The 14973-nt window shown below is 66.2% G+C and carries 15 protein-coding genes; 8 read left to right on the top strand and 7 right to left on the bottom strand.

Annotated features, from left to right (window positions below):
• Window positions 1-5: 5 nt before the first annotated feature.
• On the top strand, window positions 6-1115 hold the full coding sequence (gene recF, locus NRG74_RS17380) for a DNA replication/repair protein RecF (protein WP_017641478.1): 1110 nt from the start codon (window positions 6-8) through the stop codon (window positions 1113-1115).
• Complete coding sequence (gene gyrB / locus NRG74_RS17375; protein ID WP_017641479.1) at window positions 1112-3532, top strand: DNA topoisomerase (ATP-hydrolyzing) subunit B; 2421 nt, start codon at window positions 1112-1114, stop codon at window positions 3530-3532. Before recF ends, gyrB begins: the two co-directional genes overlap by 4 nt.
• Before the next feature lie 385 nt (window positions 3533-3917).
• Here the strand turns inward: gyrB and NRG74_RS17370 are convergent, their stop codons facing one another.
• The 4 genes from NRG74_RS17370 to glyQ are packed head-to-tail and all read right to left on the bottom strand — an operon-like array spanning window position 3918 to window position 8234.
• Window positions 3918-4667 (bottom strand): lysophospholipid acyltransferase family protein, encoded by a 750-nt coding sequence (locus NRG74_RS17370; protein ID WP_257704918.1) that lies wholly within the window; start codon window positions 4665-4667, stop codon window positions 3918-3920.
• Window positions 4667-5209, bottom strand: coding sequence for a D-glycero-beta-D-manno-heptose 1,7-bisphosphate 7-phosphatase (gene gmhB / locus NRG74_RS17365; RefSeq protein ID WP_184289315.1), 543 nt, complete (start codon window positions 5207-5209; stop codon window positions 4667-4669). The genes NRG74_RS17370 and gmhB overlap by 1 nt, the downstream gene beginning before the upstream one ends.
• 2 nt (window positions 5210-5211) lie before the next feature.
• On the bottom strand, window positions 5212-7269 hold the full coding sequence (gene glyS / locus NRG74_RS17360) for a glycine--tRNA ligase subunit beta (protein ID WP_068384402.1): 2058 nt from the start codon (window positions 7267-7269) through the stop codon (window positions 5212-5214).
• Entirely contained in the window at window positions 7269-8234 is a 966-nt protein-coding gene (glyQ, locus tag NRG74_RS17355; RefSeq protein ID WP_017641483.1) for a glycine--tRNA ligase subunit alpha, read from the bottom strand. Before glyQ ends, glyS begins: the two co-directional genes overlap by 1 nt.
• A gap of 142 nt (window positions 8235-8376) precedes the next feature.
• Here glyQ and NRG74_RS17350 point away from each other — a divergent pair, with 142 nt between their 5' ends.
• From NRG74_RS17350 to NRG74_RS17340, 3 genes are all read left to right on the top strand, one after another.
• Window positions 8377-8961 (top strand): DNA-3-methyladenine glycosylase I, encoded by a 585-nt coding sequence (locus NRG74_RS17350; RefSeq protein ID WP_173148773.1) that lies wholly within the window; start codon window positions 8377-8379, stop codon window positions 8959-8961.
• 90 nt (window positions 8962-9051) lie between these two features.
• Entirely contained in the window at window positions 9052-9939 is an 888-nt protein-coding gene (locus NRG74_RS17345; RefSeq protein WP_017641485.1) for a lysophospholipid acyltransferase, read from the top strand.
• 168 nt (window positions 9940-10107) lie between these two features.
• A complete protein-coding gene (locus tag NRG74_RS17340; protein ID WP_017641486.1) occupies window positions 10108-10380 on the top strand; it encodes a PilZ domain-containing protein in 273 nt (90 codons plus the stop codon).
• Here the strand turns inward: NRG74_RS17340 and NRG74_RS17335 are convergent.
• Window positions 10371-10688, bottom strand: coding sequence for a tetratricopeptide repeat protein (locus tag NRG74_RS17335; RefSeq protein WP_007160146.1), 318 nt, complete (start codon window positions 10686-10688; stop codon window positions 10371-10373). The genes NRG74_RS17340 and NRG74_RS17335 overlap by 10 nt on opposite strands.
• Window positions 10689-10905: 217 nt before the next feature.
• On the opposite strand from NRG74_RS17335, the gene NRG74_RS17330 reads away from it, so the two are divergent.
• From NRG74_RS17330 to NRG74_RS17320, 3 genes are read left to right on the top strand one after another with little or no spacing between them, the layout of a single operon-like run.
• Entirely contained in the window at window positions 10906-11868 is a 963-nt protein-coding gene (locus NRG74_RS17330) for a M23 family metallopeptidase (RefSeq protein WP_257704917.1), read from the top strand.
• Window positions 11849-12208 (top strand): hypothetical protein, encoded by a 360-nt coding sequence (locus NRG74_RS17325; RefSeq protein ID WP_257704916.1) that lies wholly within the window; start codon window positions 11849-11851, stop codon window positions 12206-12208. Before NRG74_RS17330 ends, NRG74_RS17325 begins: the two co-directional genes overlap by 20 nt.
• Window positions 12209-12224: 16 nt before the next feature.
• The gene (locus NRG74_RS17320) at window positions 12225-12725 is read left to right on the top strand and encodes a bactofilin family protein (RefSeq protein WP_068384394.1); all 501 of its coding nucleotides are present in this window, start codon (window positions 12225-12227) and stop codon (window positions 12723-12725) included.
• Here NRG74_RS17320 and rsmB read toward each other — a convergent pair.
• Both rsmB and fmt read right to left on the bottom strand, forming a co-directional pair.
• Window positions 12709-14010, bottom strand: coding sequence for a 16S rRNA (cytosine(967)-C(5))-methyltransferase RsmB (gene rsmB, locus NRG74_RS17315; RefSeq protein WP_257704915.1), 1302 nt, complete (start codon window positions 14008-14010; stop codon window positions 12709-12711). The genes NRG74_RS17320 and rsmB overlap by 17 nt on opposite strands.
• Window positions 14007-14951: a methionyl-tRNA formyltransferase gene (fmt, locus tag NRG74_RS17310; RefSeq protein WP_257704914.1), complete on the bottom strand. Its 945-nt coding sequence runs from the start codon at window positions 14949-14951 to the stop codon at window positions 14007-14009. The genes rsmB and fmt overlap by 4 nt, the downstream gene beginning before the upstream one ends.
• Between the last annotated feature and the right edge of the window lie 22 nt (window positions 14952-14973).

Genomic DNA, 14973 nt, shown 5'->3' with positions numbered 1-14973 from the left:
GCTCGATGACGCTGATCCGCTTCAACGCCGACCGCCTGCGCAATCTGCAGGCGGTCGCGCTTCAACCCTCGCCACGGGTCAATCTGCTGCACGGCGCCAACGGCAGCGGCAAGACCAGCCTGCTGGAAGCCATCCACCTGCTGGGGCTGGCCCGCTCCTTTCGCAGTACCAAGCTGGCGCCGGTCATCCAGCATGAGCAGGCCAGCTGCACCGTGTTCGGCCAGGTGCGGCTGCCCGGTGGCCAGGACTGCAACCTAGGCATCCAGCGCGAGCGCGGTGGCGACTACCAGATCCGCATCAACGGCGAGAATGCCCGTAGCGCCGCGCAGCTGGCCGAGGTGCTGCCGCTGCAGTTGATCAACCCCGATGGCTTCCGGCTGCTCGAAGGCAGTCCCAAGATCAGACGGCAGTTTCTCGACTGGGGCGTGTTCCACGAGGAACAGCGTTTCCTGCCCCTGTGGCAACGCCTGCAAAAGGCGCTCAGGCAGCGAAATCACTGGCTCAGACGTGGTAAAATCGACCCTGCGGCGCAGGCCGCCTGGGATCAGGAACTGGCCCTGGCCAGCGGCGAGATCGATGGCTTTCGTCAGGCCTATATCCAGCGTCTGAAGCCGGAGTTCACCGCGGTGCTGGCCGAGCTGATCCAGCTCGATGGCCTGACCCTGAGTTACTACCGCGGCTGGGACCGCGAGCGCGATCTGCGCGAGGTGCTGGCGGACAGCTTGCCACGGGATCTGCAGCTGGGGCATACCCAGGCCGGTCCCCAGCGCGCCGACCTGCGGATCCGCATCGGCAACCACAACGCGGCGGACATCCTGTCGCGCGGCCAGCAGAAGCTGGTGGTGTGCGCACTGCGCATCGCCCAGGGGCGGCTGGTCAACCAGGTCAAGCGGGGCCAGTGCGTCTATCTCATCGACGACCTGCCTTCGGAACTGGACGAGGGACACCGGCTGGCCTTGTGCCGGCTGCTGGAGGCACTGGAGTGCCAAGTCTTCATCACCTGTGTCGAGCGCGAGACGCTACAGGCCGCCTGGCGGCCGGAGACAGAGGTCAGCGTGTTTCACGTGGAACACGGCCATATCAAGCAGACCCACACTAGCGGGAGCCAAGCATGAGCGAGACCAATACCTACGACTCTTCCAGCATCAAGGTGCTGAAGGGACTGGATGCCGTGCGCAAGCGCCCCGGCATGTACATCGGCGATACCGATGACGGCACCGGCCTGCACCACATGGTCTTCGAGGTGGTGGACAACTCCATCGACGAGGCCCTGGCCGGCTTCTGCAGCGAGATCAGCATCACCATCCACATGGACGAATCCATCACCGTGCGCGACAACGGTCGCGGCATCCCGGTGGACATCCACAAGGAAGAAGGCGTCTCGGCGGCCGAGGTCATCATGACCGTGCTGCACGCCGGCGGTAAGTTCGACGACAACACCTACAAGGTTTCCGGCGGCCTGCACGGCGTGGGCGTCTCGGTGGTGAACGCCCTGTCCGAGGAGCTGCGGCTGACCATTCGCCGTGCCGGCCAGGTGTGGGAGCAGGTCTATGTCCACGGCGTACCCCAGGCGCCGCTGGCGGTGATCGGCGAGACCGACACCACCGGTACCCAGGTGCACTTCAAGCCTTCGGCCGAGACCTTCAACAACATCCAGTTCAGCTGGGACATCCTGGCCAAGCGGATTCGCGAGCTGTCCTTCCTCAACTCCGGCGTCGGCATCGTCCTGCGCGACGAGCGTAGCGGCAAGGAAGAGCTGTTCAAGTACGAAGGCGGCCTGCGCGCCTTCGTCGACTACCTGAACACCAACAAGACCGCGGTGAACGAGGTATTCCACTTCCAGGTGCAGCGCGACGACGATGGCGTCGGCGTGGAGGTGGCCCTGCAGTGGAACGACAGCTTCAACGAGAACATCCTCTGCTTCACCAACAACATTCCCCAGCGCGACGGCGGCACCCACTTGGCGGGCTTCCGTTCGGCGCTGACGCGCAACCTGAACAGCTACATCGAGGCCGAGGGCCTGGCCAAGAAGTTCAAGGTGGCCACCACCGGTGACGACGCCCGCGAAGGCCTGACCGCCATCATCTCGGTCAAGGTGCCGGATCCCAAGTTCTCTTCCCAGACCAAGGACAAGCTGGTTTCCTCCGAGGTGAAGACCGCGGTGGAACAGGAGATGGGCAAGCACTTCTCCGACTTCCTGCTGGAGAATCCCAACGAGGCCAAGGCGGTGGTCGGCAAGATGATCGACGCGGCCCGGGCCCGGGAAGCGGCGCGCAAGGCGCGCGAGATGACCCGCCGCAAGGGCGCGCTGGACATCGCCGGGCTGCCCGGCAAGCTGGCGGACTGTCAGGAAAAGGATCCGGCGCTGTCCGAACTCTACATCGTGGAGGGTGACTCCGCCGGTGGTTCGGCCAAGCAGGGCCGCAATCGGCGCACCCAGGCGATCCTGCCGCTCAAGGGCAAGATCCTCAACGTCGAGAAGGCGCGCTTCGACAAGATGCTCTCCTCCCAGGAGGTGGGCACCCTGATCACCGCGCTGGGCTGCGGTATCGGCCGCGAAGAATTCAACATCGACAAGCTGCGCTATCACAACATCATCATCATGACCGATGCCGATGTCGACGGTTCGCACATCCGTACCCTGCTGCTGACCTTCTTCTTCCGCCAGATGCCGCTGCTGATCGAGCGGGGCTACATCTACATCGCCCAGCCGCCGCTGTACAAGGTGAAGCGTGGCAAGCAGGAGCAGTACATCAAGGACGACGAGGCGATGGAGGAATACCTGACCCAGACCGCCCTGGAGGAAGCCAGCCTGCACGTCAACGAGAACGCCCCGGGTCTGTCCGGTGTGGAACTCGAAAAGCTGGTGAACAGCTATCGCCAGGTGATGAAGACCTTCAAGCGTCTGTCGCGGCTGTATCCGGCCGACGTCAGCGAACACCTGCTGTACCTGCCCCGCGTGGGCGTGGAGCAGCTGGGTGACGAGGCGGCCATGCGCGAGTGGCTAGCCACTCTCGAGACGCGCCTGAAGGCCGCCGAGCGCAATGGCACCACCTACACCTTGAGCCTGCGCGAAGATCGCGAGCGCAGCCTGTGGCTGCCGGAGGTCGAGACCCGGGCCCATGGCCTGTCCAGCTACGTGACCTTCAACCGGGATTTCTTCGGCAGCAACGATTACCGCCTGGTGACCGAGCTGGCTGCCCAGCTGGACAACCTGCTGGAAGAAGGCGCCTATGCCAAGCGCGGCGAACGCCGTCGCCCGGTCAGCACCTTCAAGGAAGCCTGGGAGTGGCTGATGGTCGAGACCAGCAAGAGGTTCAACATCCAGCGCTACAAGGGCCTGGGCGAGATGAATCCGGATCAGCTGTGGGAAACCACCATGGACCCGAACGTGCGTCGCATGCTGCAGGTGACCATCGAGGACGCCGTGGCGGCCGACCAGATCTTCAACACCCTGATGGGCGATCACGTGGAGCCGCGTCGCGATTTCATCGAGAGCAATGCCCTGGCGGTGTCGAACCTCGACGTCTGATTCCAGCGGTTATGCACAAGCCCCGCCATGCGGGGCTTTTTTGTGGAAAACATTCTGGCTAGACGGAGATGCCGTTTCGTTCCCTGGGAAGAATTGCCGCTCATCTTATAGCCAGAGGTTTTGTGGATAGTTTTCCTCAGCTGCTTTTCGCAAAGCTTGTAAAGCAGCACAAAGAGGCCGTGCCATGCGGCATAGAGACACAGGCTATAACGGACGATCCTGTGGATAAGCCTGGGAATAAGCTTATCGGTACTTGTGGATGACAGGGGATTCGCGGTAGCGGCCCACAATCAGAGCGCAGGAAAACCTCAGGATGTCCTGTGGATAAGTCTGTGGGAAACGCGAGGAAAACTGCTGGGAACAGCCAGGCCTTGCGGCCTGGCGATCAGGCGACGCAGCGCTCGACCGGGCTGGCGTCGGGCTTGGGGGCAAGGGCCTGTTCGATGAAGGCGAAGCAGCGGGCATTGAGATCGACAATGGCGCGGGGATCCTGGCCCTGGGGATAGAGCAAGGGGCCGATGCTGACCTTGATGGTTCCCGGCGACTTGATCCAGGAACGATTGGGCCAGTAGGCGCCGGCATCGTGAGCGATAGGCAGGATGGGCACGTTCAGGCTGCAGGCCAGGGCGGCGCCACCGCGGGAGAACTTACCCATCTGACCGTAATCGATGCGGGTGCCTTGGGGAAAGATCAGTACCCAGCAGCCCTGGGCCAGGTAGCGGCCGCCCTGCTCGGTCAGCTGCTGGAGAGCCAGCTTGCCGTTGTCGCGGTCGATGGCGATGGGCTTGAGCAGCGAGAAGGCCCAGCCAAAGAAGGGAATCCTGAGCAGTTCGCGCTTGATCACCTGGGAGGTGGGTTCGAACTGGGCGGACAGGAAGAAGGTTTCCCAGGTGCTCTGGTGGTTGGCCACGATCACGCAGGGCTGCGCCGGGACGTTTTCCAGCCCTTCGATTTCGTAACGAATGCCGCAGACGACCTTGGCCAGCCAGACGGCAAAGCCGGTCCAGGCCTTGACTACCAGCCGATAGCGGGCGCGATAGGCCAGGAAGGGCGCGATCAGCAGGCTGACGCAGGACCAGAGGATGCCGCTGGTCCCCAGCAGCACGTAGAACAACAGGGTACGCAAGAGCCGCATCAGCGCGTTTCCTCGAGCAGGTGATCAGCCACCGCGGCCAGGTCGGCGAAGACCTGGGTGCCGGCTGGTAAAGGCTTGGCCAGGGTGCGCTCGCCCTTGCCGGTGCGCACCAGATAGGGGGTGCAGCCCAGGGCCACGCCGGCTTCCAGGTCGCGCAGGCTGTCGCCGACCACGGGGACTCCCGCGAGATCAGGGCGCCCATACTGGGTGGCGATGGCGCGGAACAGGCCGGGCAGCGGCTTGCGGCAGTTACAGCCCGCTTCCGGGCCATGGGGGCAGTAGAGGATCAGATCGACCCGACCGCCCTCCTCGGCCAGCAAGCGTTGCAGCTTCTCGTGCATGGCCGCCAGGTCATCTTCCGTGAAATAGCCCCGGGCCAGACCGGACTGGTTGGTGGCCACGGCCACCTGCCAGCCGGCCCGGTTCAGCCGAGCGATGGCAGCAAGGCTGCCGGGCAGCGGTTGCCACTGCTCGGCGCTGCGCACGTAGTCATCGGAATCGACATTGATGACGCCGTCGCGGTCCAGCACGATCAGCTTCATGCCTAGCCCAGCACCGAGATGTCGGCGATGCCGAGGAACAGGCCGCGCAGGTGGGCGAGCAGCGCGTAGCGATTGGCGCGGACGCGCTCGTCCTCGGCGTTGACCAGCACCTCGTCGAAGAAGGCATCTACCGGGGCGCGTAGACTGGCCAGGCGTTCCAGGGCTTCGCGGTAACGGCGGGCTTCGGCCAGGGGCGCGGCATCCCGCTCGGCGTCGGCGATGGCGGCGGCCAGGGTGCGCTCGGCGTCGGTCTCGAACAGGGCGGCATCGGCCTGGGCCGCGACCTGACCTTCGAACTTGCCGAGCAGGTTGGAGACGCGCTTGTTGGCGGCGGCCAAGGCTTCGGCTTCGGGCAGGCGACGGAAGGCTTGCACGGCCTGGACGCGCTGGTCGAAGTCCAGCGCCGAGGCCGGGCGCAGGGCGCGCACGGCCAGGTAGGCGGCGGTGTCGATGCCTTCGTCCTCGTAGCGGGCGCGCAGCCGGTCGAAGACGAAGTCCAGCACCTGCTCCTGCAGGCCCGCGGCCTTGACCCGCTCGCCGTAGCCGCCGATGGCGAAGGCGACGGCGGCCGGCAGATCCAGCTCCAGGCCTTTCTCGATGAGGATGCGCAGCACGCCCAGGGCCTGACGGCGCAGGGCGAAAGGATCCTTGCTGCCGGTGGGCAGCATGCCGATGCCGAAGATGCCGACCAGGGTGTCGAGCTTGTCGGCCAGGGCCACGGCCGCACCGGTCAGGGTCTGCGGCAGTTCGGCGCCAGCGCCACGCGGCATGTACTGCTCGTTGAGCGCCAGGGCCACGTCTTCCGCCTCGCCGCCTTTCTTGGCGTAGTAGTAGCCGGCGATACCCTGCATCTCGGGGAATTCGCCGACCATCTCGGTGGCCAGGTCGCACTTTGCGAGCACGCCGGCGCGGTGGGCGCGCTCGGCATCACCGCCGATGCGTTCGGCGATGAACGCGGCCAGGGCAGCGACGCGCTGGGCCTTGTCGTAGACCGTACCGAGCTGGGCCTGGAAGACCACGTTCTTGAGGCGCTCGTTGAAGCTTTCCAGCGGCTGCTTCTGGTCCTGCTTGAAGAAGAACTCGGCGTCGGTGAGACGGGGGCGGACCACCTTCTCGTTGCCGCTGACGATCTGCGCCGGATCCTTGCTCTCCAGGTTGGCCACGGTGATGAAGCGCGGCAGCAGCTTGCCCTGGGCGTCCAGCAAGCAGAAGTACTTCTGGTTGTCCTGCATGGTGGTGATCAGGGCTTCCTGGGGCACCTCGAGGAAGCGTTCCTCGAAGGCGCACACCAGCGGCACCGGCCATTCCACCAGGGCGGTCACCTCGTCCAGCAGCGCGGGCGGCACCACGGCGCTGCCCTGCTCCGCCGCGGCCAGTTCGGCCACGCGGGATTCGATGAGCTGGCGGCGTTCGGCGAAGTCGGCCAGCACATGGGCGGCACGCAGGTCGGCGGCGTAGTGGGCCGGGGCGCTGATGCGCACGGCATCGGGATGATGGAAGCGATGGCCGCGGGACTCACGGCCGGCACGGCGGGTGAGGATCTCGCAGTCGATGACCTCGTCACCGAGCAGCATCACCAGCCACTGGGTCGGCCGGACGAATTCCTCGCGGCGGGCGGCCCAGCGCATGCGCTTGGGAATCGGCAGCTCGGCGAGGGAGGCTTCGACGATGCCGGGCAGCAGCGCGGCGGCGGGCTGACCGGGGATGCTCTGGGAGAATCTCAGCTTGGGGCCGCTGCGATCGATGGCGCTGATGTCGACGCCGCACTTGCGGGCGAAGCCCAGGGCGGCCTGGGTCGGCTGGCCATCGGCGCCAAAGGCGGCCTGGAGCGGCGGGCCGTCTAGGTTGACGCTACGCTCGGGCTGCTGGGTCTGCAGGGCTTCGACCAGCACGGCCAGGCGGCGCGGCGCGGCATAGGCGCGGGCGCTGGCATAGCCTAGACCGGCCTGCTTGAGGCCCTTCTCGATGCCGGCGAGAAAGCTGTCGCCGAGGGTCTTGAGCGCCTTGGGCGGCAGTTCTTCGGTACCCAGTTCGACCAGGAAATCCAGAGTGGTGCTCATCATTCGCCCTCCTTGAGCAGCGCCTGGACATCGTCGCGACCCAGGACCTCGTCACGCAGCGCCGGGGTGGCCAGGGGGAAGCCCAGGCGGGCACGGGCCTTGAAGTAGCCCTGGGCGACGCTGCGCGCCAGGGTGCGCACGCGCAGGATGTAACGCTGGCGCTCGGTCACCGAGATGGCGCGGCGGGCGTCCAGCAGGTTGAAGGTGTGGGAAGCCTTGAGCACCATCTCGTAGGTGGGCAGCGGCAGGTCCAGGGCGATCAGGCGATTGGCCTCGGACTCGTAGAAGTCGAACAGCTCGAACAGCTTGGGCACATTGGCGTGCTCGAAGTTGTAGGTGCTCTGCTCCACCTCGTTCTGGTGGAAGACGTCGCCGTAGGTCACGGTGCCGAAGGGGCCGTCGGCCCAGATCAGGTCATAGACCGAGTCCACGCCCTGCAGGTACATGGCCAGGCGTTCGAGGCCATAGGTGATCTCGCCGGTCACCGGATAGCACTCGATACCGCCCGCCTGCTGGAAGTAGGTGAACTGGGTGACTTCCATGCCGTTGAGCCAGACTTCCCAGCCCAGACCCCAGGCGCCCAGGGTGGGCGATTCCCAGTTGTCCTCGACGAAGCGCACGTCGTGCACCAGCGGATCCAGACCGATGGCGGCCAGGGAGCCCAGGTAGAGCTCCTGGAAGTTGTCCGGGTTGGGCTTGAGGACCACCTGGAACTGGTAGTAGTGCTGCAGGCGGTTGGGGTTCTCGCCATAGCGGCCGTCGGTGGGGCGGCGGCTGGGCTGCACATAGGCGGCGTTCCAGGTCTCGGGACCGATGGCGCGCAGGAAGGTGGCGGTGTGGAAGGTACCGGCGCCAACTTCCATGTCATAGGGCTGAAGTACTACGCAGCCCTGCTCGGCCCAGTATTGCTGCAAGGCCAGGATCAAGTCTTGGAAGGTGCGCACGGTGGGCTTGGACTGGCTCACGAAAGATACCCGTTCGGCTGCGACGAAAAGCCGACGAGTATAGCTGTACGCCTCTAGGAGCGTACAGGCGCGGGACGTCTCGTCTACCGTACGGGGCAATTGCGTTAAGGTGAGAACTCCCCTCTTCGACCGAGCCTTCGCCATGCCGCGTTGTTTCTGGTGCACCGCCGATCCGCTGTACATCGAGTATCACGACCATGAATGGGGCGTGCCCCAGCGCGATCCGGCGGTGCTCTTCGAATTTCTCTTGCTGGAAGGCTTTCAGGCCGGGCTGTCGTGGATCACCGTGCTGAAGAAGCGCGAGCGCTATCGCCAGGTGCTGCACGGCTTCGATCCCCGGCGCCTGGCGCAGCTGAGCGATGCCGAGATCGAGGCGCTGATGCAGGATCCGGGCATCATCCGCAACGGCGCCAAGCTGCGCGCCGCCCGTCAGAATGCCCAGGCCTGGCTCAGGCTCGAAGACCCGGCCGGCTGGCTATGGTCCTTCGTCGGCGGTGCGCCGAAGATCAACCATTTTCGCGACCGCCATGAGGTACCGGCGATCACCCCGGAAGCCGAGGCCATGAGCAAGGCGCTCAAGAAAGCCGGTTTCACCTTTGTCGGCCCGACCATTTGCTATGCCTTCATGCAGGCCATGGGGCTGGTGATGGACCACACCCTCGATTGCGACCGCCATGCCGAGCTGACGTCTTTGTCGGCAGAACCGCAGGAAAAGTCGAATGTATAGGCGTCAGTTGGCGCGAACCTTACGCTTTCTTAACGTTTCCGGGGCTTGTAGACGCTAAACTGTCGGCGCATTCAGACAGGAGTCCCTCTTTTGGAAAGATTCAAAGGCGCGCTGATGATCGCCTTCCTGCGCCTTTTCGCCCTGCTGCCCTGGCCGCTGGTGCAGCGCCTGGGTGGATTCATCGGCTGGTGCATGTGGAAGCTGCCGACCCGCGCCAGCAAGGTTACCCGCATCAACCTCGCCCATTGTTTTCCCGAACTCGATGCCGCCGGTCTGGAACGGCTGTCGCGCGAGTGCCTGCGCGGCATCGGCAAGACCCTGACCGAGAGCGCCTGCGCCTGGATCTGGTCACCCCAGCGTTCCCTGCGCCTGGTGCGCGAGGTGGAAGGCATGGACGTCCTGCAGGAAGCCCTGGCCTCCGGCGATGGCGTGGTGGGCATCACCAGCCACCTGGGCAACTGGGAGTTGCTCAACCACTTCTACTGCTCCCATGCCAAACCGATCATCTTCTACCGGCCGCCCAAGCTGAAGGCGGTGGACGACCTGCTCAAGCGCCAGCGGGTGCAACTGGGCAATCGCGTGGCGCCCTCTACCCCGGAAGGCATCATCAGCGTGATCAAGGAAGTCCGCCGCGGTGGCGCCGTGGGGATCCCGGCCGACCCGGAGCCGAGTCGCAGCGCCGGGCTCTTCGTGCCCTTCCTCGGCACCACTGCCCTGACCAGCAAGTTCGTGCCCTCGCTGCTGGCGCGTGGCAAGGCCCGCGGGGTGTTCTTCCATGCCGTGCGCCTGGCAGACGGCAGCGGCTACAAGGTGATCCTGGAAGCCGCGCCCGCAGCCATGTACGACCCGGATCCAGAGGTCTCGGTGGCCGCCATGAGCGAGGTGCTGGCCGGCTACGTACGGCGCTATCCGACCCAGTACATGTGGAGCATGAAGAGATTCAAGAATCGCCCGGATGGCGAGGAGAAGTGGTACTGAGGTCTTTCGCCCGGGTCCTGCCCGGGCGCTGAGGGGCAGGCGGTGGTCCTATGACCTATCGCTCGGCGCTTCGCCAGGACCGTTCGGTCGGCGCGCGGCTGACAGCCGCTGGGCTTTGCCGGAAGCTGCCCGGACCTCTAGGGAACGTCCAAGCCAGGGAGTCAGGCGATGAATTCGCGCGATCAGCGCCAACATACCCGTACCCCACTCAAGTGCCGGCTGTGGATCGCCTATCCGGATGGCGAGATCGTCGGTGAGACCCGCGACCTGTCCGATGGTGGCGTCTATGTGGTGCATCCCGAGCTGACCCGGCTACCGCAGGGCACCCGCGTGGTCGGCCAGGTACTCGATCTGCCGATCGAAGCGCCCAAGGTGACCATGGAAGTCATGCGCACCGACGCCGACGGCGCGGGCCTCAGGTTCCTGCGCGATCAGGACTGAGCGCGGCGCGCCAGGCGCTTGAGAAACACCGTCATCTCCTTTTCCGCCTGCTTGTCGCCCCTGGCCTGCGCCGCCTGCAGGCCCTGGGTCCAGGCCGCCTCGGCGCTGGCCAGATCGCCGCTCCCCTCATGGGCCTTGCCCAGCAGCTTCCAGGCCGCCGAATAGGCCGGATCGAATTCGACGCAGCGCGCCAGGTGCTCGATCGCCCGCGCGGGCTCCCCGGCATCCAGATAGCCCTTGCCCAGACCGAATCTGAGCAGGGCGTTGTCCTGGCCGCGAGCGAGCATTTTCTCCAGGGATTCGAGCATGGCGGACTCCGGTAGCAGCGGAAGGGACGGGCCGATTCACGACCTTGAGCCGAACATTCTGCCCCGACTACCGGCAGCCTGGCGATCCGGCGCAGAAAGTGCCATATGTCAGGTGGACGGGCAGGTTGGTCTGGAACAGGCCTTTTGCCATCATTTTGTGACGTGTTTCACTTTAAGCTGACTGATCTATCGGCGCCTAGGACGGCCGCAGGATCTGATGAAGCTGTTTTCTTCCCTCAGTCGCAAGCTTGTGCGGGACGGTGCCCACATCGTCGACCCGCGTCAGGCAAAGAGCCCCTGGCTGCTGATCCTGACGCTGACATCGCTGCTGACATTCGCTCTGGGCTGCTGGCTGGGTGGTCGGGTTTCGCCTGCTGCAGCTCCGGCCACCCCTGTCGCTGCCACTCCGGGCAGCGCCAGCACAACGGTGGCCCTGGAGCGAATGGGCGTGCTGGTCGGCCGGCTGCAATCGCTGGAGGCCGATACCCAGGCGCTGCAGCGGATGCTGGAGCAGAACAGGCAATTGCGCGACCAGGTGAGCGCGGTCGACCCCAGTCTGCTGGTCGAGCCTTCCACGCGAGGTGCCCAGGGCGGTGCCTGGCTGCCGGCGCGATCCTGTAACGCCGGCGCCGCCAGCCAGGGCTTGCCTCTGCGCATGCTGGGTGCCAGCGAACAGGTAGCGCTCTGCCTGCGTCAACAACTGGATCTGCTGCTGAACCGGGTGGCCAGTCGCAATGCCGCCCTAATGGCGATTCCCTCGCTACGCCCAGTGGAACAAGCCCGTCTGGGATCGCTGTTCGGCAATCGGGTCGATCCCTTTACCGGTCACCTGGCGTTTCATTCCGGTGTCGACTTCGCCGCGCCCACTGGCACCCAGGTACACGCCGCTGCCGGGGGGCGTGTCCAGGTCACGGGCGCCCTGGGTGGCTATGGCAATCGGGTGGAGGTCGCTCACGGCAATGGCCTGGTCACCCGCTATGCCCATCTGAGCCGCATCTTCGTCAAGGAAGGCCAGGTGGTCGCCCCCGGGCAACTCCTGGGTGCGGTGGGCTCCACTGGACGCTCGACCGGGCCTCATCTGCATTTCGAGGTCTTGCGTGACGGCCAATTCCTCGACCCCCAGCGCTTTCTTGCCCTGGGCCGACTGGAGCCCGAGCGCGATGGCCAGGCGCGCGACTAGTCGAGCGTCGAGTCGCGAGCTGCTGCGCGGCGAATTTCGCCTGCAGCCGGTCCCGCGACGGCGACTGGCCGGCTGGGTTGGTTTGTGCCTGCTGCTGTTGATACCGCTCGCGTTGCTGGTGGTCGGGCAGCGGATCCACCAGGGATACCAGGCGGAACTGAATCACCTGCAAGCCGAGAATCAGCACCTGCGCGATCGTCTGGCGCAGCAGGCGCTGGATCGGCAAGTGGGCACGGCTGCCGAGCGCCAGCTGACCGAGCGCAACGCTGCTCTGCTGGCGCAGGTCGAGCGCCTGAGCGCGGAGCTGGCCTTCTTCCGTCGCCAGAATCAGAAACCCTAGCTGGAGAGCAGCACGGATGTTCAACAGAAAGAAGGCGGTTCCTCGCCCCGCGGTGAATGGCTTTTCCAGTCTCATCGCCGACAACCTGTCGATCCGCGGTGATCTGGAGTTCAGCGATGGCCTCAAAGTCGACGGCCGGGTATGCGGCAGCATCAGTTTCAAGTCCGGCACCACCAGCCTGCTGGCGATCAGTGCCAATGGCGTGGTGGAGGGCGACGTGAGCAGCTACGACGCCCTGATCGATGGCACCATCGTCGGCGATCTGCGGGTCGAGCATCTGCTGGAGCTGCATTCCAATGCGCGGGTGCAGGGCAACATCACCTATCGCCAGCTGAGCATGGAGAACGGCGCCGTGGTGGAGGGGACCCTGAGTCGCCTCGAAGAAGGCTCCCCGGTGCTGGAGCTGCCCCAGGCGGAGGTACGCGCGCAGTTGCCGCACCCAGCCGCCACCGCGGAGAAGCGTCCGCAGCAGGGTACGAACCAGCCGCTACCGCCAGAGGCTAGCGAGCAATCTTGATCAGCTTGCAGTAATAGAAGCCGTCGTGGCCGTCGGGCTGCGGCAGGAGCTGGCGACCATGGGGCTGGGCGAGGCCCCAGGGGGCGGGGATATCCAGTTCGCGGGCGCCCGGGGTGCGGGCGAGAAAGGCGGCGAGGTTGTCGCTGTTCTCTTCCGGCAACACCGAGCAGGTGGCGTAGACCAGGATGCCGCCGACGTCCAGCGTCGGCCAGAGGGCGCCCAGCAATTCGCCCTGCAACTGCACCAGGGGCGCGATATCGCTGGCCTGACGGGTCAGCTTGATGTCCGGATGGCGGCGGATCACCCCGGTGGCGCTGCAGGGAGCGTCCAGCAGGATGCGCTGGAAGGGCGTGCCGTCCCACCAGTCGGTTACGGCGCGGCCGTCGGCGGCCAGGGTGCGGGCGGTGAGGCCCAGCCGTGCCAGATTCTGCTCGACGCGCTCCAGGCGACCGGCATCGGCGTCCAGCGCCACCACCTCGGCCAGCCCCGGCTCACGTTCCAGCAGATGGCAGGTCTTGCCCCCGGGCGCGGCGCAGGCGTCAAGCACCCGCTGGCCGGGCGCCAGCTCCAGCAGTTCGGCCGCCAGCTGCGCGGCTTCGTCCTGCACGCTCAAGCGACCCGCGGCGAAGCCCGGCAGGGCGGTGACGTCCTGGGGATGCAGCAGGCGGATGCCATCGGCGCTGAAGGCGCAGGGCAGCGCCTCGATACCGGCGGCGGCCAGCTCGGCCAGATAGCTGTCGCGACTGCCCTGGCGGCGATTGACCCTGAGGATCAGCGGCGGGTGCAGGTTGTTCGCGGAGGCGATGGCTTCCCACTGCTCCGGCCAGCGCGCCTTGAGCGTCTTCTGCAACCAGCGCGGATGGGCCAGGCGCGCGGCCGGGTCATGCTCCAGGGCCGGCAGCAGGCTGTCGTATTCGCGCTGGGCGCGGCGCAGCACGGCATTGAGCAGGCCCTTGGCCGAGGACTTCTTCAGCTTGTCGACACAGCCCACCGTCTCGCCAATGGCGGCATGGGCCGGGATGCGGGTGTGGAACAGCTGGTAGAGCCCGATCAGCAGCAGGGCTTCGAGATCACGGTCGCCGGCCTTGAAGGGTTTCTGCATGAGCTTTTCCGCCAGCAGCGACAGGCGCGGCTGCCAGCGGGCGGTACCGAAGGCCAGATCCTGGGCCAGGGCGCGGTCACGCGGATCGACCTTGGCCAGTTGCTCGGGCAGGCTGCTACCGAGGGAGGCGCGCCCGGCCAGGACCGCCGCCAGGGCGCGGGTCGCCGCCAGTCGCGGATTCATAGACCCAGCACCTGACCGGGGGCGAAGCGCTCGCGACGGGCGTTATAGAGATCGGCGAAGCCCAGTGGCTTGCCACCGGGCAGCTGCAGGCGGGTCAGGCGCAGGGCACCCTCGCCACAGGCGACCAGCAGGCCGGAGCGATCGGCATCCAGCACCATGCCCGCCACGCCCTGCCCTTCGGCCAGTTCCGCGGCCCAGACCTTGAGGGGCTCGCCGGCCAGGGCGGTGTGGCACAGCGGCCAGGGATCGAAGGCGCGGATACGGCGTTCCAGCTCCGCCGCCGGACGACCCCAGTCCAGGCGGGCCTCGTCCTTGTTGAGCTTGTGGGCGTAGGTGGCCAGGTTGTCGTCCTGTACCTCGCCCTGCAGACTGCCGTCGGCCAGACCCGGCAGGGCCTGGACCACGGCGGCGGCGCCCAAGGCGGCCAGGCGATCGTGCAGGCTGCCACCGGTGTCCGTGGCGGTCAGCGGCGTGGTCACCTTGCTCAGCATGGGGCCGGTATCCAGACCGGCTTCCATGCGCATCACGGTGACCCCGGACTCGGCATCGCCGGCTTCCAAGGCGCGCTGGATGGGCGCGGCGCCGCGCCAGCGCGGCAGCAGCGAGGCATGGCTGTTGATGCAACCCAGGCGCGGGATATCCAGCACCGCCTGGGGCAGGATCAGACCGTAGGCCACTACCACCAGCAGGTCGGGTTCCAGGGCCGCCAGGGTGGCCTGGGCCGCGGGATCGCGCAGGGTCGGCGGCTGCTGCACGGGAATGCCGTGGCTCAGTGCCAGCTGCTTGACCGGGCTCATGGCCAGTTTCTGGCCCCGCCCAGCGGGACGGTCCGGCTGGGTATAGACGGCGGCAATGGGATAACCGGCGTCGATCAGCGCCTGCAGGTGCACGGCGGCGAATTCCGGGGTTCCGGCGAAGACGAGGCGAAGGGATCTGGACATGGCGGACCTGGCGGAAAGGGCG

Source organism: Pseudomonas oryzihabitans (genome assembly GCF_024652905.1).
Classification (GTDB): domain Bacteria; phylum Pseudomonadota; class Gammaproteobacteria; order Pseudomonadales; family Pseudomonadaceae; genus Chryseomonas; species Chryseomonas benzopyrenica.
The sequence above is the reverse complement of the archived record's forward strand: the minus strand, read 5'-3'. Positions and strand labels throughout refer to the sequence as shown.